Here is a 22,809-nt window from a genome sequence, read left to right on the forward strand (position 1 = left end):
TGTTAGTTTGGATATCTACACAATGAGTGCATTTCTCTATTTTTTTCAATCTTTTCATCTACGCATCGACTTATTTTCCAAATATAGTTTTCACTTCCCGTTTCGCCTTTCACCTGTCGCGTTCTCTATTATTCTTTTCCTTCTGGTACCTGACACCACATTTGCCCAGCAAAACTTTCAATGGCGAAATTTCACACGATTCAGCGATAATAATCTAATCAGCAACAATGTGAGAACTATCGTTGAGGATCGGTCCGGGCAAATTTGGATAGGAACAGACAGGGGATTAAGCCGTTTAGACGGCTTCTGGCACGAAGCCGGTAGGTCGAATGGGGGACCCCAAAGTGCTGATATTTTCAAGGTATTTGAAGACAATATGGGCTTCATTTGGGTTGCGACGGAGGCGGGAGTTTATCGAGGAGTATGGGACAATTCACAAGGACAGGTTGATTGGTTACAACATTATACCCAGGGAACGGGATTGATCGGTATCGGTGAGCGTGTTGTGACAATGATCCAACGCCAAAATGGCGAAATCTGGGTTGGGACGCCGATTGGGGTCAACTGGTTTGATGGTTCGGCTTGGCACTCTGTGGATAGCGCAGAAGTTGGACAACTCAATCAAGGCGTACAGATTATCTATGAAGATAAGGCTGGGGTCCTCTGGTTTGGTCTTTCACAGAGCAACCGTCTCCAAAGTGGAAATCTTATCAGTCGTTTCAATAACGGGGGCTGGGAAATTTTTAGCGTGAACGATGGCTTACCGAATGGTGATGTGCAGGCGATTTTGGAGGACAGATTCGGCAATCTTTGGATCGGTACAACGGCTGGTGCGGCGGTTTACGATGGTTCAGCTTGGCATGTTGTAACGGCAGAAGATGGGCTTCTGATCGGAAGCAATGTGCAAGCCATAATGAGCGATGGGGAAGGAACAATCTGGATTGGGACCACTGCTGGCATCAGCCAATTTTACCCGCTTGCACAATTTTCCCCAACGGCACTCCGTGATTTAGGACGTTGGCGGCATCTGACCAGAGCGAACGGTTTGGCAAGCAACAATATTCAAGCCCTGTTTGAAACACGAACCGGCGAGATCTGGGTTGGGACACGCGATAATGGGGTCAATTTTTCAGATCGATCTTGGACATCGATTACTATAGATGACGGATTAAGTCACAATAGTGTGACAGCGATGCTGAAGGACCGGCGGGGTAGGCTTTGGATCGGAACACGCAGTGGATTGAGCTACTATACGCAGAATAGGATTGAGTTGGTCACCGAGACACCGGGAAATGAGGTTCGGGCGTTAGCCGAGGATCTTCGGGATCGAATCTGGGTTGGTACGAACGCTGGTATAGGCATTTTCGATGGAGTATCGTGGGAAGTTTTTCGGATTCCAGATATCAACGTCAATAGTGTTCAATCCATTATTGCCGATTCAGTTGGCGATGTTTGGGCTGCTACGGGTTTCTTGCCGACCGATGACCTCCCCGGTTTGGACCGTTATGATGGGCAACAGTGGGAAAGAAATCAATTTCTGGAAATTGACCGAACAATCGTCGTTATGTTCACAGACTCGCAGGGGCGGCTCTACTTTGGTACGGTTGGCAACGAAGAAGGTGGTAGCGATTTGTGGGTTTACGATGGACGAAATTTACACAATTTTTACAGCCTGCCTAAACCATTCTCGATTCACACAATTTTAGAGGTGCCTAGCGGCGAAATCTGGGTTGGAACAGATACCGGCATCCAGATTTTTGACAAACAGACTTTGAATCTCACTGTTTCGCTGACAACCACCGATAGATTGGCAGATAACCGTGTGCAGGCACTTTACCGCGATGGAGATAATCGAATCTGGATCGGAACCGCAGATGGTGTCAGTTTATTCCAAAACGGCCGGTTTGAACGGACACTGACTGCGAATGATGGACTCAACAGCAACAACATTTCTGCAATCGCCGAAGTGGATGGGCTACTCTGGTTTGGTAGTAGGGATAACGGTGGGTTAAGCATCTTCAGTCCGGAGAAGGCTCCACCTCGTACAAGAATTACCGATGATAGTCCGCAAAACGGCGAGATTGTTGGAGAGACAAGTGTTGTCTTTAAGTTTGAAGGAGGCGATGCTAGTACGCCAACTGGGGAACTTCGTTATCTCTACCAACTTGACGATGGACCGCTAATCCCCACTGACGATGAGGGCGAGGATAAACGGGCAGTATTATCAGGTCTCACAGAGGGACCGCATCGTTTTACGGTTTATGCCATTGATAGGGAAGGCAACCGGGATTTGACGGGGGCAAGCAGGGAGTTTGTGATTGACTCCCTCGCTCCGACCGTGATCATTACCGCGCCAAAAGCAAACGCTGTGATTGGCGACGTTTATGAAATCAAAGGTACTGCGACTGATGCAACAGATTTTCTGGATTACCAGATCCGTATCTTTCCCGGTGATTCTATTTCAGGTGAATCCCTGCCTCCTTTTGTTTCAACAGCGCCTGTTACAGACGACACACTTTATCGTTGGGATACACGAACGGCGGCCGCCGGTTTATACACGATTGAGTTGATAGCGAGGGATACTCCGAATGGTGATTACGATAAGGAACCGCATCTTGCGACTACGTCGGTTACGGTCGAAGTTGATAGACTCCGCCCGCAGGTCGAAATCCTTTCTCCCGCTGAGAACGAACAGGTGCGACAGAGAATCGAGATCCGTGGCACCGCAGATGACCGAAATTTCAAGGAATATATCCTTGAATATGGGGCCGGGGAATCTCCTGATACTTGGTTGCCTATCTCCAAACCGCCGGCGTTTTCCAACCCTGTCACCCGTGATGTACTAGCACTGTGGGATGCACCGAACTTATCAGGACGATATACCTTGCGGTTGATTGTGGAAGATACAGCAGGACATAGAGAAGTTGATCAGGTGCATATATTTTTCAATCCGAATATAGATCGTGAAATCGGTGGCATAGTGGCAAGCCATGACAATCGTGCCAAAATCACTTTTCCGCCGAACAGCTTGCCACGGACAACTGTTGTGACAATAAATCCGGTGGCAGAGAAATCTTCGCTCCCTGTTTCCCCGATACCCTTTCAGGCTTACGATTTTGCGCCTGAGGATTTACGGCTACACCAGTTGAAACCGGCGACCCTCCAATTTTCCGTTGAAGATGCAGCACTACTTTCGAGCTCTAAAATAAAAGAGGCCTTGACAATCACTCACTGGGATGGCAAAACATGGCGTCCTATTGGTGGGACAATTAATGCACAGCGCGGAACAATCTCAACGGTGGTTTCGGTCCTTGGACGATATGCCATCACAACAAGACCTGCTGTAGAAACGGATGAAAACACAATTATCTCCGATTTAACCTGCCAACCACGGGTATTCTCACCTAGCCGGGAATCAACGTGGATCTCATTTCGATTGAATCGTCCTGATGATATAACGATTAAAATCTATAATGAAGCCGGACGCTTGCGACGTTTACTAAGAGAATCGGAACCCTTGTCGGTGGGAGGACATGTTTTCGAGTGGGACGGGCATGATGATGACAACCGGCGGGTCGTCAGCAATTTTTACTTCGTCACCGTTGAGAGCGAGGGAGCGTTGGGGACAAAAGTTGTTGTAGTACAGAATGATTAATGAATGAAGCGTGAAACGTAAGACGTGAGTGAGGGGATTCTGGAAGCTGAAGCAAATGGCTAAAACGGTTAGAAATATGGTAAAATTATAAAATCAAAGTTGCCGGCTGTCAAAACTTTTCTTGTCACAGGGTAAATTTCTCGCCAGCGGGTACGTGGGGAATTTCTATTGTCATAGATTTTAGAATTTGCGTCTCGTTACCTATTAACAAAAAATCACTTTAGGGGTAAGTCCTCATCCTTTAGGTTGGGGATACACCCATGCTTTAGCATAGTTTCTTTCAAGGCTTTAGCCTTGATTCCAATGGTAAAATGTGGTATACATGTGTTGTCTTTCGGTGGGAAGGTATCACGCCACCGCTCGGTGGTGCTTCCCACACCCTTTGATACAGGATATGAAAGACCGAAAGAACAATCCTCATGTATACAACTAAGAAACTCAAAGTGTCACCGACCCCTGAATTGGATACGCTTGCCCATGAATCAGGTTGTTGCTATTCAAAGATAGTTTCGCTGATTCACAAGGTCCGAAAGAAAAAAGGGTTTTGGCTATCTCAAGGAGCCGTCCAAAAGTATATGCGCTTGCGTGGATGCAATCTTCATTCACAGACAGTGCAAGCGATAATCCAATCCTATTTTGACTCACTCAAGAGTTACTTTCGTGCTGTCAAGAGTAATTGAGATGCCAAACCACCGTTTCGGACTCGCCGTTTCTACAAGGTGCGTTGGATACAAAATGGTATTACCTTCATAGATGGTGTTATCCGACTGTCAAATGGTAAAGGTAATGCGGCTATCCCCCTCAAATCAGATGTAAAGCCAGTGTATGTAGAAGTACTTCCAACGGGGCAGTTACTACTTTTCATTGGTTTACAAAGCACAAACACCGCCCAAGCGTGAGACGGGTAAAGTGGTTGCTATAGACATGGGTGAAATCCACCCGATAGTTTCTCATGACGGCGACCACACCATAATCTACAACGGGCGCGCTTTACGTGCTATTAAGCAATATCTGAACAAAGTGAAGACCATTTTCCAATCCAAAATGGACAAGTGCAAGAAACGGTCTAAACGTTGGTATCATCTCAAGCGAGTTAAGCAGAAGATGTTAGCAAAATTGAATGCTCAAATCAATGATGCTGAACATAAAATCACGAGTCGATTCATATCTGACTGCATCAAGGCGAAGGCAGATACGATAGTGATGGAAGACCTAAATGGCATCCGTGACCAAGCGAAGTTTAGTAAGAAGGCTAACCAGAAGGTGCACCAGTGGGCGTTTGCCCGACTCCAATTCATGATATGCTACAAAGCAGAACTTGCAGGACTCAAAGTCCAGCTTGTATCTGAGGCATACACCTCTCAGACCTGTCCGCAGTGTGGCAATCGAAAGAAGCCAACCAGCCGGAACTATCAGTGCAATCACTGCGGCTTTGAATATCACCGAGATGGTGTAGGTGCAATCAACCTCTGGAATAAAGTATCGGGATTCATACTGAGTCCCGTAGTTGGGGCGATGGCGTCCCCGATAGGTGTCCGGTTCAATCCACACCTATTTAAACTCGGCTAGCACAGCGTGTAAGAATCCCCTCCCCTCAGGGTGGGGGAGTACGTCAAAGAGTCTTCAGTCTCAATGATATGGATTACCGAAATAGTCTTAACAAAACTGAGTGCACTTCACGTGATATTCGGAGTGCGATGCTATCTTTCAGTATGTTTCATGTTATGCGTGACAACTACGATATATGGTGCTGAGGAGCAGGCGACAATAGGTGCCCGTGCCATCGGTATGGGAGGGGCATTCATCGGGGTTGCGGACGATGAAAACGCCGTGCGTCGAAACCCCGCCGGACTGCCCCGTTTGGATAGATATGCTGTAGGGTTTGAACAGACGCCCTCTGGGTTGTTCAAGGCATTGGAAACAAGCTATCTCAGCGCGGTTTTGCCAACCTCCGAGAAGATGGCGCTCGGCATTGATTGGCTGCAGGTTGGTATTGAAGACGAAGAGCTTGATTCAAGTCGTAGCAGCTTCAACTTCGCTTATAGTTATGCTCCCTTGTCTCAACTATCCCTTGGGGCAAATCTAAAATACTTTACGTGGTCAATTGCACTGGATGGTCGATCAAGAGGGGCAGCAACAGGTTGGGGCACGGATGTTGGTCTTCTGTACCAGCCGCACCCCCGCTGGAAGTTGGGGATACTTGCGCAAGATTTTATCGGTTTTGGATCTAGGGAAGGATTGAGCTACGGCACTTGGATACGTCACGATTCAGATGTCAGCGAAAAGGTCTTTCCAACTGCATACAAATTTGGTATCGCATATCGTCCCGTTTCAGATTGGCTAATCTCGGCAGATCTGACAGACCGGTTGCAGCTCGGCACAGAATTTGGGCCGACTCAAAATTTTGCCCTCCGTGCAGGATTCCAGAAAGATTTGTATACATCGGAGCCGCCGACCTATTCGATAGGCGGAAGCATAAGATATAGATGGATGGATTTTAACGTTGCGTATCTTCTCCCTCCGACGTTGCCACCAACTGCCTATGTTGGGCTTTCACTCAGCTTCGATTTTCGGAAGTTGCCGGTGCTCATTGAGGATGTTCGCATAAGAGATCTCTATCCGGTTCTTCGTCGGTATTATGCTACATCGAATCGAGATCTAGAGAAGGAGATCTTGGATAGTGCTACGCCGCTCGTAATTACAGAGGCGGATCGAGAGTATTACTATCCACTTGAGAGAGCGAATCAGATTGGAAGGATTTGGCTCAAAAACGAGAGCAACAAAGAGATAACCGTTCATATCAAACTCTTTATTCCTGAATTTGTCAGCAAAAACGGCACGGAAGTTGCTTCTGTTATTGAAATGCAGCCGTTAGAACGCGCTTCGGTGCCAATACAACAACTGGTCTTAACACCGAAGGCGCTGCAATTGTCGCAAAATCAACCTGTCGAGGCACAGATTCAAGTGATTGAGAGCGGTGGCTCCGCCTACCGAACTTTTCCTGTAACATTTTTGTTACACGATAATCATTCAATCCAGTTGGATGATGTTGCGAAACTTGCTTGTTTCATTTCCTCGGAAAGTTCGGCGGCGGATTCGGCAATTGGTGCGTTCATCAATCAGGTGCGTACTGCATTTCAGACGGAGATGGATACTGTGGATATGCCAGAGAATTTGTATGTCGCCATGTTGTTATTTAATGTTCTGCACGGTGTATCGTATGCGCGGGATCCAAATATACCACGGCAGAGGGGGACAATTGATGAAATTAAGTATCCCCATGAAATGCTGGAGAGCCTCATGGGGCAGCACTCAGGAGATGACGATAAATCGACCTTTGGCGACTGTGATGACAGCACAGTCCTTTACTGCTCTCTGCTTGAATCAGTTGGCATCAAAACAGCACTCATTCAATTACAAAGTCATGTGTTGATGGCATTCAATCTAGGCAATATTTCTGTTAAACAAGCGCAGGAGATAGGCTTGCCCAACGATTACTACGAGACAGTCAACGGGCAGGCTTGGATTCCGATTGAGACAACCCTTATCAACAAAGGCTTTGCCGCTGCATGGCAGGAAGGGGGTCGATCGCTCCAAGCGGTAAATATCCGGGCTGAAACTGTTGAGGATGCCTGGGAAAAATATGGTGAGAGTTCCTTGCCGGGAAAACCGATCCAGTTTTCTATTCCAAAAGACCTCACCCAAAAACGGATCGATGCGGACCTCGCCACTCCATGGCTGATGGAATTTTTGAACGCACTCTCCGACGTTAGTCCATTAGTAGATTAGTACATTCATTAATGAACCTGTAAACGAATGAACCAATGAACTAAAATAGGTTACACTAGGAGGAAACTCAATGATAGCCCACAAAACCTTGACCTCTACAATCTGTTTACTCTGTATGATGCTGGCGTACACCTCGTATGCCGAATCGGGAGAGTCAACAGCGACATTTACATTTGGTGAGATAGAAATTCTAAAAACTGGCGAACAGGAGTGGCGTTTTCTGGAGAAAGGCATGGTCCTCGCTGCAGACGATTTAGTGCGAATGCCACCTTTCTCGCTGATGCGATTAAAAATAGAAGATGACACCCGCTTACCGACCCTGTCAGGTGGACGTGAGGTCCTTGTTCGTACGTTAATCAATGAAGGACTTCAGCACCGGGAAGCCCAAAAAGGGAGGCGGATTAGTGAAGATTTTGATGAAGATCCCGCAACGGATGTGCTGCCCGTTGGCAATAAGCGAAAAACACGGAATCGCGCTTCGGCTCTTGAGGGACTACCTGCGGTGAAGGTAAGCCAGAGTGAACTGGAAACCCTCCGGCACAAAATCGATCTGCTTCCCGATGAGATTGCATCGTTGGTCTCTCCTGTCCTCGTTAACTCTGTCCGAGAAAATGCGGAAGATCCTGTGTATCCTGCGCCCAATCTGGACTTAGCTCGAAAAATCTACGGTATACTCAACAAGATTGAGGTGAAAATATCACGTCGTCCTTTGCTGTATGCTCAACTGCTTCACCATGCTGGTCTTAATGTTGATCTCGACGTAAATGAAAAAGGGCAGCTGTTCGTTGTTTTTGACAGTGAGGTCCTCTCCAACAACGCCAAACAGATTGCCGCAAATCAGCAGTTAATCCACGAGAGGCAGGGGGAAGATACGGTCTGGATTGCTGTGCAGATCCAATCGTCTCAACAGAATTTCACGACAGCGTGGTATCAAGGGAGTCAGTAGTAGAGGGAAAACAGGGGAGTGAGCCCGTGAGCAAATAAGTTGATTGCACATTTTACGCCTCACCCAACTTTATGCTCTCAAAACTAGCGCGATCTCAGAAAGTATATCTCCTGATCGGCATCGTGAGCCTGCTGCCGTTCATAGTAGTTGGGTTTCTACGTGATCTGGGTACTTTTGAGTTTATTGAACTGAAGACGCTAGATAGCCGACTACGGTGGACTGCGCCTCCTGTTCCGCCAATTTCCTCTCAAGTTGCGTTGGTTACGATTGATGCCAAGAGTGAGGAGGTGCTTGGGCCGATGCCATGGCGTTCCGATCTTTACGCTGCGTTGATAAGAACTCTCCAGCAAGTAGATCCGAAGGCAATCGGTTTAGTTGCATCATTCAATCGTGAGTGGCCAGACGCACAGCGGATTCCCGGTAAAAAGCTATTTGTTATCCGGCCCTACCCTAAGCCGAAGACCGTAGACCGTCATGTGCTGCCAAAAGTCACCGATTGGCGCACCTTACCCGATAGTTTAGCACAAGCGCAGGGTTGGGGCTTTAGCTATTTTCCATTGAGTGATTCCGATGGCATTTGCCGCTCTGCTCAACTTGTCGTCGAAGATCGTGCCACAGGGACCTATCGTTACTCCCTCGTAATGTCGATCCTGTATCAAACCTATGGTGTTTTCCCGACCGCCGTAAAAGTGCGGGAGGGATTTTGGATTGGAAAACATCTGGAATTCAACTCGCCGGCGGGAGAGGTGGTTCGTATTCCTATTGACTCACGGGGGCGATTGTTCATTCGATTTGCCGGTGATGAGGGGGTGTTTCAACCTGTTTCTTTTGTTGATGCCCTATCAATGTCGGATAATGAGACGGACCGATTTCGGCACGAATTTAGCAATAAGTGCATGTTGATTGGTATCACGACGGAAGGTGTCAACAAAAGGGCGACACCTTTGGGTGAACTGTCAGCACTGGCTCTGCGGGCAAATCTTCTCAACGGTCTGTTAAATCAAGATTTCGTTTGGCAATTTAGTCGAGGTGGAAATCGGCTCTATATTGTTTGTCTTGCGATTCTCTCTGCTGTAGCAACAATATTAATCTACCGGAGCGGACATAGTTACCGATCTATGCTACTTTTTGGCAGCGGATTGATACTATGTCACCTTCTTTTTGTTGGTGGGATGTTTGTTCTCTTTGACCTTTGGATTGAAGTTACCGGATCAAGTCTGGCATTGCTGCTTAGTAGTGGGATCAGCAGCTTACTCCTAGCGCATCTTCGGCTGCGGCATTTGCTAGGGCAGTTACAAACGACGCAAGATCAGTTGGTCAGATCAGAAAAAGAAGCTGTGTTTGGTGTGATGTCGGCACGTGTTCGCCATGAGTTACGAAATGCCCTGAACCTGATCCGGGCTCCTGCAGAAATGATCCGGGTTAACTTCCAAAAGCAAGACCCTCTCAAGTTGAGAGAGCAGCCCAAAGAGATTGTTAGTGAAATGGATCAGATTATTGGGTGGGTAACAAAGTTGGATGAAATGATTGAAGATGAATTCAGTTTTTTCCAAGATTCCCACATGAATTTTCAGCAACAGGCGCTTGAACCCCTCCTGAAATCTGCGGTGGAGATGGTACAACCGGTGATTGATGAGAATCAGATTGAAGTTCGGATGAATCTGCCACCGACAATTCCGCCACTGCGCCTTGATGATGATAAGATGCGTATTGTTTTTACGAACTTAATTAAAAATGCTTGTCAGGCGATGCCGTCGGGAGGAACATTGGAAATCGTCGTAGAGGTGTCGATACTTCAGCAGGACAGAGTTACTGTCATCGTCAGGGACACGGGAGGGGGTATCCCTGCGGATGAACTCTATCGAATTTTTGAACCTTTTTATACAACTAAACCACGTGGATTGGGCCTTGGTCTGGTCAATGTAAAGAACATCGTCGAAGCGCATGGTGGAACAGTACGGGTGGAAAGCGAGGTTGGCATCGGAACGACATTTTTCGTTCGGCTGTAGCCAATTTCCGCTGTTTTCTTAGGCAATTACGCATGAATGGATACAAATCATGAAACACGCACGAATTTTAATCGCAGACGACGAACAGGCGACCTGTAAATACATTGATGCCCAACTCAAGATGGAGACATCAATTGATGCGTCCGTTGACTTTGCTTATAATCGGGATGCGGCAATTGCACAGTTAGACGAAAATCCGCCTTATGACTTGATTCTGGTTGATCTCTGGATGCCGGACGCGCAGGGCATATTGGATAGAGAAGCAGGGCTAAAGGTTCTTAAGCAGAGCAAGAAACGACAGCCGATACCGCAAGCCATAGTTATCACTGCCAACAGCTCTTCGGAAACTGCACTTGAGGCAAGTGGATTGGGGATTTACGACTATGTTAGCAAGCCAATCAACTACACCCACCTGATCGAAGTCGTCAAGGAGGTGTTGAGCCAGCGCGATCATGAACCTCCTGCTCAAGATGATAATATAGGTTCTGCGGACGATTATGAAATTATCGGCAAAAGTCCTGCCATGATTGAAGTGATGACAACGGTCGGGCGGGTTGCGCGATCAGAAACAGATGTCTTGCTCTACGGCGAAAGTGGCACTGGAAAGGATTTTGTCGCACGCGCCATCCATAAGCATAGTCCACGTTCCGAGGGCCCCTTTGAGGTCGTTAATTGCAGCGCAATTCCAGCAGAGTTAATTGAGGCAGAACTATTCGGAATCGGGAGACGGGTGGCGACATCAGTTGACCAACGTCCAGGCAAATTTCAGCAGGCACATGGTGGGACTATTTTTCTCGATGAGATTGGCGATTTGAGTCTGGAGATGCAGCCGAAATTACTGCGTGTGCTGGATTATAAAGAGATTCAGGGTGTTGGGGTGAGAGTGCAACGGGTCGATGTTCGGATTATCGCTGCAACTAATCGTGACCTTGGGGCGGCTGTAGAGGCAGGGAAGTTTCGCAGCGATCTGTACTATCGTTTGAAACCGATAATTGCTTTGCCTTCATTGCGCGAGCGTGAAGGAGATATTGAATTGTTGGCGTGGCATTTTCTTCACAAATATTCTCACCTCCTCGAACAGAAACGTGCCTTTGGTTTTGACGATGTGGTGCTCGCAGCATTTGAGCAGTATCATTGGCCGGGGAATGTGCGGGAATTGGAAAAAGCGATCGAATATGCAATCCTTACCTGCACAGGACCACGGATTTCCATACGCGATTTGGCGCCAGAAATCTTTGAAAAGAACGCTCAGTCTGTCCCTGAACTCCTTAATCAGGGAAGGGATGCAGGGGACGAGAATGTAGATTCGCAGGAAACAGATTTTCGCAGCCTACTTGATGCCGCAACGATTAAGGAGGCTTCACAGGGATTTGAGCGAATTTTCTTGGAGCACAAACTCAAGCAGAATCACTGGAATATTCAGGCAACGGCGGAGCAAATTGGTATTCGGCGCCAGTCGTTGCACCGTAAGATTAATGAATTGGAGTTGCAGCGAGATTTGAGCAAGAATTAATGGCAATTTGTGTCACTTTTGTGTTACATCGTCATATTCAGGTGACGGTGGTGCGACGCGTAAGCCAACTTGGAATTGTTGATCAAACACGATCATTAAAAAATTAATGTTTGTCAATTAATAGTCACCAATCTTCTCTCTGGCTGTTTTCGTGGTTGGATGATGCCCGATTTCCCTTTCCTATTTCTTCCCAATTTCCATTTTGTGACAATGTGGCACATATATTGCCTAGTTGGTTAATAAGGCAATTTATGTGCAAGCAAAGATTCAAGTGTTGGGGGGAAAGAATGGCTCTGCAGACGAATGAAGTTACACGGTTGGAAGGTCCTACTGAAACGCCCGTTAACGATTTACCAATCCCGAAGCTGCGTTTTGTACCCACCGATGCACAGATACAAGAGTCACCAGAAGAATTTCCAATTGACGCAGCTAATGATAACACCAAAACATTTGAAACCCGTTATTCAGATCAGGAGGACGGTTTATTAAGTACCTACCTTCACCAGATTGGAAAAATCCCACGTTTAACTCAAGAAGAGGAGACCAATCTGTTCATCAAGATTGAAAAGCGTCAGTTGCAAGTTGATGAACTCTACCAGGAGTTGGCAACCTACCTGCCTGATCTTTCTCTGGACAACCTGCTTTCTAGTGCTATTCTGAACCGCAAAATTATCGCTGAATCCTTCCCACAGTCCACCGAAGCGTATCTTTTGGATTTGGTAGAACACATAAAGTTATACAATGCGGAGATTGACACTGCTAAAAACCGCATTGTTGAAGCGAATTTAAGACTAGCAGTTTGCATCGCCAAAAAATATCGGGAGCGTGGACTTGATTTACTCGATCTGGTTCAAGAGGCGGGCATTGGGCTTCTTCAGGCGGTTGGTCACTTTGATTGGCAGCGTGGTGTCAAATTTGGAGCGTATGCTTCGTGGTGGATGCAGCAGGCAATTGGGCGTAGTATTGCCAATTATGGGCGAACGATTCGTTTGCCCGCGTATATCCTCAATGAGATTCGGAAGGTGAATCGAGTGGAAGCAAGCCTGCATCAGCAGACCAATCGTGAACCGAGTCGAAAAGAGGTCGCCGAAGCATCAGAACTCACTGTAGACCGGCTTCTGCTACTCGATCAACTAACCGCTAATACCGTATCGCTGGAAAGCTATACTAGTTCAGGTCAAGGTGGGATGGAGGATTTTGTCGCGTGTGAAAAGAGCCCAAATCCGCTAGCAGAACTCATACGACAAAATTTGGTGGATCAAGTGAAGATAGCGCTGACCGAGCTACCACCGCGCGAACAGCAAATCGTTTCCTTGAGATATGGTTTGGAAAATGGGAAGGAGCACAGCTTACAGGAAATTGGCTCACTCCTGAATCTATCCAGAGAACGAATTCGACAGCTTGAGATGAGAGCCTTGAATCGACTACGTCACCCTGCCCGTTGCGAGCACTTCCGGGATTTTGAAGACCTATAGCCTAGGAGGAAGGCGGTTGCCTCGGCCTTTCCTGTTGTGAGTCTGATGGTTCGGAAGGATTGAAAATATAGTCGAAGCTCAACCACAGGCTGCGAGAATAGCGGAAGAAAAAGATGGGGAAAAGGGCGCTGAAGCCTCCCCACAGAATGAAGTTCGGCAAAAAAGAGATAGAAGTGAAATAGTCCAATGCAAAATAGCTGGCGAATGCAATAAAAACAGTCACACCGTAGTTAATATACATTGCCCCGACGAAGTATCCTGCCTCACGTTCAAATCTGAAGTGGCACCTGTCGCACTCCGAACACATTTTGAACATACCTGCAAACATTTGACCTTCACCGCATCTTGGACACCTTAAGCGCAGCCCTTTTGCGAGGATCTGCCCCCTGCCCTGTTTTTGCATCAACTGTTTTCCCTCCTTGAACTCCCACCTTCAATGCGTTATAATTTCCAACTGAGAGCCTAATTTTAGCATAGCTTGTCGGAGATGTCAATTTAGCCTTGCACGTAGAAATCGATCGCATTCCACTCGTTGATGCGAGTACTAGCAACGGCGGTCTATCATGAACGTTGCAGTGAAGACGCGGCCCCCTTTCCCTATCAGAGTGTTCGACGTGTTCATGCTGATTCGTCAGTGAATCGTGGTACTAGAGGAACACAATTATGAATCATCGCATAGAAGCCAACCGAAAAAACTGGAACGAGCGCACCCCTGTTCATGCAGCCTCTGAGTTTTACGATGTGGCGGGATTTCGCAATGGTCGGATAACGTTGAACGACATAGAAAGAACTGAGGTAGGTTCTGTCGAAGGCAAGTCTTTGCTGCATCTTCAGTGTCACTTTGGTATGGACACTATGTCGTGGGATCGTTTGGGTGCGCAGGCGACAGGGGTTGACATCTCAGATGCTGCAATTGACCTAGCGAAGGCATTGAATGATGAGCTGCAATTGAATACCCGATTTATCTGTTCCAACATCTACGACCTACCTGATGTGCTGGATGAAAAGTTTGATATTGTATATACGGCGATGGGGGTGCTTTGTTGGTTGCCAGATTTGTCTGGATGGGCGAATATCATTGCTAGATTTCTCAAACCCAACGGCATTTTCTACATCTTAGATGGTCACCCGTTCTCGCACGTATTTGAATCCGAAGAGAACACAGATGGAGTTCAAGAGCTACAAGTACGACACTCGTACTTCAAAAAAAACGAAGGTGATTTCTACAAAGGTGGTCAGCACACTTATGCGGGGTCGGACATCATAGAAGCTGGGTGTTACGAATGGCAGCACAGCGTCGGTGAGATACTGAATGCCATTTTGGCTGCTGGATTGCGGATCCAATTCTTCCACGAATTTGCATGCAGTGGCTATAAAGCCTTTTCATGCATGGAAAGAGGTAAGGATGGCTGGTGGCGGTTTACATCGCACAATGACTCAGTCCCACAAATATTCTCTCTTAAGGCGACTAAATAAAATATCTGCGTCCTGAATAGGCTCAATCCATACGGATGAGTTAACAACCTATTGGTTGCAAGACCTGATTTGTATTTGATGACCTCATTATGAAAATCCAAAACGGCATTGCAATTATCTGTTTCTTCCTCTCTGGTTTCGCGGGGCTAGTCTACGAGGTGTCGTGGATACGCAAGGCTTCCCTAGTCTTTGGATCTACGACGTTTGCCGTTAGCACGGTATTAGCGGTCTTTTTTCTTGGACTGGCTTGTGGAAGTTACCTGTTCGGACGAATCGGTCAAAGAACGTTGCGACCATTGAGGCTTTACGCACTGATCGAAATCGGACTTGGACTGTTTGCTATGGCAAGTCCTTACCTCCTAGACTTCACGGAAAACCTCTACGGACCAATCTATCGCGTCCTAGCGGGGCATGCCGCTATTTTATTCGTAGCACGCGGCGTGCTAGTGTCTCTCGTTATCCTACCACCTACTATCCTCATGGGCAGCACACTTCCCCTCTTTTGTCGCCAATTTGTTCGCAGTGATGCAAGGGTTGCTAATTGTGTTGGAATGCTTTACGGGGTGAACACCTTAGGAGCAGCGGTGGGCTGTGCAGCAGCAGGGCTCTTCTTACTGCCGACACTCGGGCTTCGGCTCACTGTTCAGCTTGGGGCTGCCTTGAACATCTTGTGTGGCATTGCCGTCTGGTTATTACCCATCACTAAAAAGCAACTTTCTCAATTGGATCGAAATTCAGAGCAATCTGCGAGTCAGGGTAAAATAGTTACAGAACGATTTACCGCCACGCAACTTCCCATTGCCATCCTGTTCTTTTCCGTTGGCTTTGTCGTTCTTGGAAGTGAAGTGCTTTGGACACGTTACCTGCGACTCTTGACCCGTCAGAATAGCGTCTATACCTACACCTTGACGCTGACAGTGGTACTAGTTGGTATTGTCCTCGGTAGTTTCCTCGCTTCCCGTCTCTTCGATCGGTCAACACCGCGTGCACGATATTTTGGTTTGTTTCAAGTTCTCACAGGGTTATCGGTGGTAACCGTTATGACCCTTCCACAGACCTTTTGGGCGGGTATCAAGAATGAGTTGGGAATGTATTTCCTCCTACTATTGCCTCCCGCGATCCTTTCGGGCGCGTCATTTCCACTTGCGGTGCGGATGGTTGTTGAAGATGCGTCAAGGGCAAGTATCGGAACGGGGCGGATGGCAGCGATTAACACGCTGGGTGGAATTCTCGGTTCGCTGCTGATCGGATTTGTGGGGCTACCTATCTTTGGGATAAAGTTCAGTCTCTTGTTTATTACAGGTATTAGCTTATTAACTGGGTTCGCTGCATGGTTCTGGATTGACAGAACCTTCTCACCGCTCTTTCGAGGAGGGGCAGTCGCTGGAGCATTATTGATCTGGGTCTGCATCCCTTTTGCCTCAGGGACTCGGATTCCTGCTGACTTTCTTGCGGCTGGTCGGCAGCTGGTGGCTTTCCGCGAGGGGTTTGACGGGGATTTAGCTGTTATCCGGAGAGGCAAGGAGTGGATTGAACTGGAGATTGACCGATGGTGGCAAGGAAGCAATCTAAAAAATCAGCAGGTGGTTGGGGCGCATATTCCAACGCTGTTGCACCCGAATCCCAAGAATATTCTCGTCGTAGGTGCCGGTACGGGCCAAACGCCGAGTCGCTTTCTGATGTACGATATTGACCGTCTCGATTGTGTCGATATCGAGCCGACGTTGTTTGAATTTATCCGCGACCATTTCGACTCAAAGTGGATGGAGGACGAACGGGTCAAGTTGATCAGTGAGGATGGACTCAACTATCTGAATCACAGTGATGCTATGTATGATGTGATTGCCATTGAGGTCGGTCAAATCTTTCGCCCCGGTATCGCGTTTTTCTACACTGCTGATTTCTACCACCGCTCCCGGCAACGACTCCGTCCCGGAATACCATCGCTCACAACGGACCAATTCCGGGGCGTGATTAAAACCTTCCTTGATGCCTTCCCACAAAGTTTCCTGTGGTACAATTCCTCCGACTTACTTCTGATTGGTGTGAACGACATAGATTTCAAGATCAGTCGCGCTGTCCTAGAACAGTTATCCTCCAATGAATCCGTGCGTCGGGATTTGCGTTATACCTTTTGGGGAGGTCCTCAACATTGGCTTAACTGGATTCCTGTCTTTCTTGGAGGCTATCTGGCAGGTCCGCGTGAACTTGCTGCGCTAGCATCGGAAGCTCATCTTTACCGCGACGATCTGCCGGTGCTTGATTACGCAACCAGTTTGGACTACATCACCGGGATGAATGAGATTCCGATTGTTAAAGATCATCTGCTCAAGCATACCGGTTCCCTAGAGGAGGTCATTGATTTCACACTTTCTGCCGAAAAGATTGCAGCTATTGAGGAGGTCCAAAAGAAAAATCTAGGGACGATCATCGCAGAAGCCATTCTCCGGCGAGCGGAGCTACTGACACTTTCGAGAGACGATGCAGCCGACGAGGTTATCAAGTTGCTTTCAGAAGCGGTAGGTTGGAATCCAGTTGCCGATGCGCTTATAGGGCAGGGGCAGAACAAAGCCGCAGGGCGCCACTATGTGGAGGCTAACCGAATTCGTCCGGAGGATCCCCATGTGCTGCACGGCATCGCCCACACACTCTACCGTCTCAATAGAATTGAGGCAGCAATCCCGTACTATCAGGCTTCGTTGCGCCTACGCCCCGACCACGCCGAGACACACAATCACATCGGACTTGCCTTGGCTAAACGTGGAGATTTCGTTGAGGCGCGTCAGCACTTCAAGATGGCAATCCGATTGGATCCTGACTACGTTGAAGCCAAGCACAATCTTGCTGGGGTGCGGAAGGTTTTACAGGGGATGCCGCAAAGATAAGCGCAGCGTTTGTCCGATGTGCTTTACTAGCAAATTAAATTAAAAAATGGCTGTTGACCTAAAAGTAAAAGTGTGCTACAATAATTAGCGTATAATCTAGAGGGTTGTCCGATAAGAAGGATTATTGGAATCGTAAAAGTCAATTGAAAGGAGTTCTCAATCTGAAAGGAGCGTTATCAATGAAAACCTTGCAAATAACCTTCGCTTGTTTGATTTTATTGGTTGGACAGGTTGTGCTGAGTGACGCCAAAGACCCTGAACCGGTGATTGTTCCTGCTCCGGAGGGCGGAAGTACCAATTGGGGTCATTCCGTTGATGTCAGTGGAACGACCCTCATCGCCGGGTACACCTCGTACGTCGGAAATGGTGGAGGTGTTTTTATCCTTGAGCAGAAGGGGAAGAAGTGGGACCTTTTGAATCACTTTCAAACCCCCAATGTGCAAATGAGAGATTGGTTTGGGCATGCTGTTGCTATCAGCGGCAACACTGCTGTCGTTAGTGGTTACGAATTTGGAGGAAAGAAGGAAACCGCGGGCAACTGCGGACCGGGTCCGTGTCTGGGAGCAGGTAAGGGAAGGGTCTATATCTACAAGCGCACAGGTCCGAAGGGATTTGACCCGGTGGAAGACTTTGTAGCAGATGATGCTCAAAACGATGACCGGTTCGGATATGCTATTGACCTTAGTGGAGAGAAACTCCTTGTTGTTGGTTCCCCTTATCATGACGAGCAGAAAGGCGCAGTATATGTCTACGAGTTAGAAGGGGACAACTGGGTACAAAAAGTCAAACTCCAGGCAGACGACGCAGCGCCACGAGCCCGGTTGGGGTGGGATGTCGCCGTTGATGCAACCACTATCGCTGCTGGTGCACCACTCTCTGCTGCACCCGACAGAAACTCCGGTGCCGCTTATGTCTTTAAGCGTCGGGGAGACGATTGGGTACAGGTAGCAAAGCTGACCGCTGAAGACGGAGATGGTGGCGATGCTTTTGGCACTTCTATTGATGTCAGCAAGAGTCGCGTTATTGTTGGAGCAAACAAAGATGAGAACGCAGAGAATAAGCGTGGTTCCGGTTCCGCGTATATCTTTGGCAGCGTCGGGGATACCTATACACAGGAAGCGAAATTAAACGCTGAAGAACTTCAGGAAGGTGCTGGTTTCGGGCTGACAGTTGCGCTTGATGTCAACCGTGCCCTTGTCGGTGCGCCTTCAACCGACACGAAAGTGGGCGACGATTCCGGTGCGGCTTACGCCTTTTTGAAGGTCGGTACTGACTGGGTGTTGCAGGGGACAATCATACCTGAAAAAGGACCGAACGAAGCTGTTGGTCTGACTAGCGGTGACAACATGGGCAGTGCCGTTGCAATTGACGGAGAATTCGGCCGAAACTTCAACTTCGCTGCTGTCGGCGTACAGTGGGACGCCACCGATAATGGCGCCGATCAGGGATCTGTGTATATCTTTGATACTGAAGATGAAGACAGTCTTAATCTGCCGTTATCCGTTGAGCCGCGCGGTGACCTAGCACTGACGATGTTCGGAGATATCAAGCGGACGGCGTTGCTTCAAAACTTTCCCAATCCGTTTAACCCTGAAACGTGGATACCTTACACCCTAGCTGATGATGCGGAGGTGAGCGTTGTTATCTATGATATCCAAGGCAAGCTAGTTCGTCAGTTGGACGTCGGTCAGCAGTCAGCGGGCAACTATCTCAGCAGAGAGACAGCTGTCTATTGGAATGGTAAGGACCGGTTGGGCGGGTCGGTATCGAGTGGTGTTTATTTCTATACACTGAAAGCGGACGCGTTTTCAGATACCCGCCGTATGGTTATCCTGAAATAATCACCCCTGTTTGTGGGGATGATTAATGCGGTTTGCATCCGGTCAGCGGCGGACATTTTGGCTTTTGGATTGTCTTGATGTCTGCTTTGAATGAAAAGATTGTCACAAAGGGTATAAAGTACGATGATTAGGTCCATGGGATCTTCCTGTTTAAGAGTTTTGCTTTGGCTGACAAATACTCTGCCGGAGATCCCATGGATATTCAACTTGCAGCTTGTGTTAGAATCCTAAAAGCCAATTGAAAGGAACTTTATTTAATGAAAAACTTGCAAGTTATCTTTGCCTGTCTAGTTCTATTGGTTGGACAGGTTTTACTAAGTGATGCCAAAGCCCCTGAACCGGTGATTGTTCCTGCCCCGGAAGGCGGAGATACCAACTGGGGACATTCCGTTGATATCAGTGGAAAAATTCTCATCTCCGGGTATACCTCGTATGTCGGAAATGGTGGCGGTGTTTTTATCCTTGAACAGAAGGGGAAGAAGTGGGCTGTTTTGAATCAATTTAGGACACAAGATGGAAATATGAGGGATTGGTTCGGGCATGCTGTTGCTGTCAGTGGAAACACCGCTGTCATTAGTGCTTATGAATTTGGTGGGAAAAAGAAAACCGCTGGTGATGTTTTGGGAGGCGGTCCGGGAAAAGTCTATACCTACAAGCGTGAAGGGACTAAAGGTTTTATTCCGGTGCAAGACTTCAAAGCCGTTGATGCTCAAAACGACGACCGGTTCGGATATGCCGTTGACCTCGGTGGAGAAGATCTCCTCGCTATTGGATCTCCCTATCATGACGAGCAGAAGGGTGCTGTGTATGTCTACACTCAAGAAGGAGGCAAATGGGAACAAACAGCCAAACTTCAGGCAGACGACGCAGCGCCACGAGCCCGGTTGGGCTGGGATGTCGGTGTTGATGGAAGCACTATCATTGCTGGTGCACCGCTTTCTGCTGCACCGGACAGAAACTCCGGTGCTGCTTATGTTTTTAAGCGGCAGGGAGATGATTGGGTGCAGGTGGCAAAGTTAACCCCTGAAGATGGGGACGGTGGTGATACGTTTGGTGTTTCTGTTGACGTTAGCAAGAGTCGTGTTATCGTCGGAGCAAACAAAGATGAGAACGAAGCGAAGAAACGTGGTTCCGGCTCTGCCTATATCTTTAGCAGCGTTGGGGATACCTATACACAGGAAGCCAAATTGAACGCTAAAGAGCTTCAGGAAGATGCTGGCTTCGGGTTGACGGTTTCGCTTAGTGTCAATCGTGCGCTTGTCGGCGCGCCTTCGACCGACACGAAATCGGGTGACGATTCCGGTGCGGCTTACGCCTTTTTGAAGGTCGGTGCCGACTGGGTATTGCAGGCGGAAATCATACCTGAAAAGGGAGGGAATGAAGGTGCAGGTCTGACCAGCGGTGACAACATGGGCAGTGCCGTTGCGATTGACGGGGAATTCGGCCGAAACTTCAACTTCGCTGCCGTAGGCGTACAGTGGGATGCTACTGGTCATGGCGATGATGCAGGTTCCGTGTATATCTTTGATACTGAAGATGAAGCGAGTCTTAATCTGCCGTTATCCGTTGAGCCGCGCGGTGACCTAGCACTGACGATGTTCGGGGACGTCAAACGGACTGCCTTACTTCAAAACTTTCCGAACCCGTTTAACCCTGAAACGTGGATACCTTACACCCTAGCCAATGATGCGGACGTGAGTGTTCGTATATACGATGTCCAAGGCAAGCTAATCCGTCAGTTGGACGTTGGTCAACAGCCTGCAGGCAGCTATCTCAGTAGAGAGGCGGCTGTCTATTGGAATGGTAAGGACCTATTGGGTGAATCGGTATCGAGCGGTGTTTATTTCTATACGCTCAAAGCGGACGCGTTTTCAGATACCCGCCGCATGGTTATCCTAAAATAGCTACCCTTCCTTATTCGTAGAAGCGACCTATGGGTTTTGATTGAATAATGGTTACAAAGTTATGGGCAAATTGGAATAGAAATTTCCCAAGATTGCTCGTCTTAATCTAGACCTAAAAGTATTGCTTTTTATTTCCATTTATGATATACTGTCTAGCGTCTCATACAGCAATAGATTCAACACGGATTTTAGGGGGTTAACCGATGATTGTACTTATTGGATCACCCCCTCTCACATGATGGTGGATTTCCATCATCATGAACGTCTGGAGTTGATTGGCATTCACATTTCGACTCTAGAATCTCATTAAACTCAATGAAGGAGGAATTAAAGTGAAACGCCTATTATTTGTTGCACTCGCAATAACTTTCCTTACAGGTGCTTACGCAGCAGCACAAATGGCAGTGTTTATTGATGGTGCCGACTTTGAGAGTTACGTGTCAGCACCTGCTGGTCCATGTTTTGATAAAGATATCTGTTGCCCATTCACCATCGAAGCGTGGTTCAAGCCGTTCGATTCCCAAGGGGAACGCATGATTCTCAATAAAGAGGACACGTGGGAAACCGCTAACAAAGATGGCCTCTTCCAATCTGCTGTGGCACGTGCCAATGATGTGGGTAGGAATGATGGTTGGACATGGCATAATAGCGAACTCAGTGTCGGCGTCAATGTTTGGAACCATGGCGCAATGAGCTGGGATCCGCCGAAGGTCCAAATGTATCTCAACGGCAAAGAAGGAGCAATACACGAATGGGGCGGCAAGGAACTGACGTGGGACCATCAGGATACCTTCAAGATGGGTAGGCGTGAACGTGGTGGCGCGACCCACTCTGTCTATTTCGGACTGATTGATGAGGTACGTATCTCGAAGGGTCAACGCTACAAGGGCGACTACGAGGTGCCTGAAACCGAGTTTGTGCCGGATGCAGATACGACAGCCATCTATCATCTCAATGAAGTTGAAGGTGCAGCCTCGATTGTAAATGCTGCCAAAGAGGGTGGCCATGCTAACCCGTGTCCAGATGCTACGCTTGAAGGGGCAGCTGAACTCCAAGAAGTTGATGACCAACCTTTTGAGCCGTTCGCTGTTGAACCCGGTGGCAAGATGACAACAACGTGGGGACATGTTAAAGACCGTCCAGTATACTAAAAAAATGTGATGCGTATATCACGCATCCTTAACGATGTTAAGAGGGGCGAGGCTGAAAATGCTCGCCCCTTTTTTTATTGCTTGCATCTGGGGTTATGATTTGATAACATGGGGCTGTAAGAAGTTTTTCCCTCTCGCATCGAGGGTGTAGACTTCGGTGATGAT

At 47.9% G+C, this 22,809-nt stretch carries 12 protein-coding genes and 1 pseudogene; 12 read left to right on the plus strand and 1 reads right to left on the minus strand.

Annotated features, from left to right (window positions below):
* Nucleotides 1–229: 229 nt before the first annotated feature.
* The 7 genes and pseudogenes from J4G02_00650 to J4G02_00680 all read left to right on the plus strand — a co-directional run bounded on the left by J4G02_00650 (nt 230) and on the right by J4G02_00680 (nt 13,387).
* Entirely contained in the window at nt 230–3,655 is a 3,426-nt protein-coding gene (locus tag J4G02_00650) for a hypothetical protein (GenBank protein ID MCE2393105.1), read from the plus strand.
* A 419-nt stretch (nt 3,656–4,074) separates the two neighbouring features.
* Nucleotides 4,075–5,224: pseudogene (locus tag J4G02_00655) on the plus strand (transposase).
* A gap of 159 nt (nt 5,225–5,383) precedes the next feature.
* Nucleotides 5,384–7,444: a hypothetical protein gene (locus tag J4G02_00660; GenBank protein MCE2393106.1), complete on the plus strand. Its 2,061-nt coding sequence runs from the start codon at nt 5,384–5,386 to the stop codon at nt 7,442–7,444.
* 70 nt (nt 7,445–7,514) lie between these two features.
* Complete coding sequence (locus tag J4G02_00665) at nt 7,515–8,390, plus strand: hypothetical protein (GenBank protein ID MCE2393107.1); 876 nt, start codon at nt 7,515–7,517, stop codon at nt 8,388–8,390.
* Nucleotides 8,391–8,461: 71 nt separating this feature from the next.
* Nucleotides 8,462–10,399, plus strand: a complete 1,938-nt coding sequence (locus J4G02_00670; protein MCE2393108.1) for a CHASE2 domain-containing protein — start codon at nt 8,462–8,464, stop codon at nt 10,397–10,399.
* 49 nt (nt 10,400–10,448) lie between these two features.
* Nucleotides 10,449–11,912 (plus strand): sigma-54-dependent Fis family transcriptional regulator, encoded by a 1,464-nt coding sequence (locus J4G02_00675; protein MCE2393109.1) that lies wholly within the window; start codon nt 10,449–10,451, stop codon nt 11,910–11,912.
* Nucleotides 11,913–12,199: 287 nt separating this feature from the next.
* Entirely contained in the window at nt 12,200–13,387 is a 1,188-nt protein-coding gene (locus tag J4G02_00680; GenBank protein MCE2393110.1) for a sigma-70 family RNA polymerase sigma factor, read from the plus strand.
* A gap of 1 nt (nt 13,388) precedes the next feature.
* Here the strand turns inward: J4G02_00680 and J4G02_00685 are convergent, their stop codons facing one another.
* Nucleotides 13,389–13,790, minus strand: coding sequence for a DUF983 domain-containing protein (locus tag J4G02_00685; protein MCE2393111.1), 402 nt, complete (start codon nt 13,788–13,790; stop codon nt 13,389–13,391).
* A 260-nt stretch (nt 13,791–14,050) separates the two neighbouring features.
* Between J4G02_00685 and J4G02_00690 the strand changes: the two genes are divergently transcribed.
* From J4G02_00690 to J4G02_00710, 5 genes are all read left to right on the plus strand, one after another.
* Nucleotides 14,051–14,863 (plus strand): class I SAM-dependent methyltransferase, encoded by an 813-nt coding sequence (locus tag J4G02_00690; GenBank protein ID MCE2393112.1) that lies wholly within the window; start codon nt 14,051–14,053, stop codon nt 14,861–14,863.
* Nucleotides 14,864–14,952: 89 nt separating this feature from the next.
* Nucleotides 14,953–17,748 carry a fused MFS/spermidine synthase gene (locus J4G02_00695; protein MCE2393113.1) on the plus strand — a complete coding sequence of 932 codons (2,796 nt, stop codon included), beginning with the start codon at nt 14,953–14,955 and terminating at the stop codon, nt 17,746–17,748.
* A gap of 179 nt (nt 17,749–17,927) precedes the next feature.
* Entirely contained in the window at nt 17,928–19,589 is a 1,662-nt protein-coding gene (locus J4G02_00700; GenBank protein MCE2393114.1) for a T9SS type A sorting domain-containing protein, read from the plus strand.
* 257 nt (nt 19,590–19,846) lie between these two features.
* Entirely contained in the window at nt 19,847–21,493 is a 1,647-nt protein-coding gene (locus tag J4G02_00705; protein ID MCE2393115.1) for a T9SS type A sorting domain-containing protein, read from the plus strand.
* Between the two features lie 332 nt (nt 21,494–21,825).
* Nucleotides 21,826–22,644: a LamG domain-containing protein gene (locus tag J4G02_00710; protein MCE2393116.1), complete on the plus strand. Its 819-nt coding sequence runs from the start codon at nt 21,826–21,828 to the stop codon at nt 22,642–22,644.
* Nucleotides 22,645–22,809 lie beyond the last annotated feature (165 nt).

The organism is Candidatus Poribacteria bacterium (genome assembly GCA_021295755.1).
GTDB lineage: Bacteria > Poribacteria > WGA-4E > WGA-4E > PCPOR2b > PCPOR2b.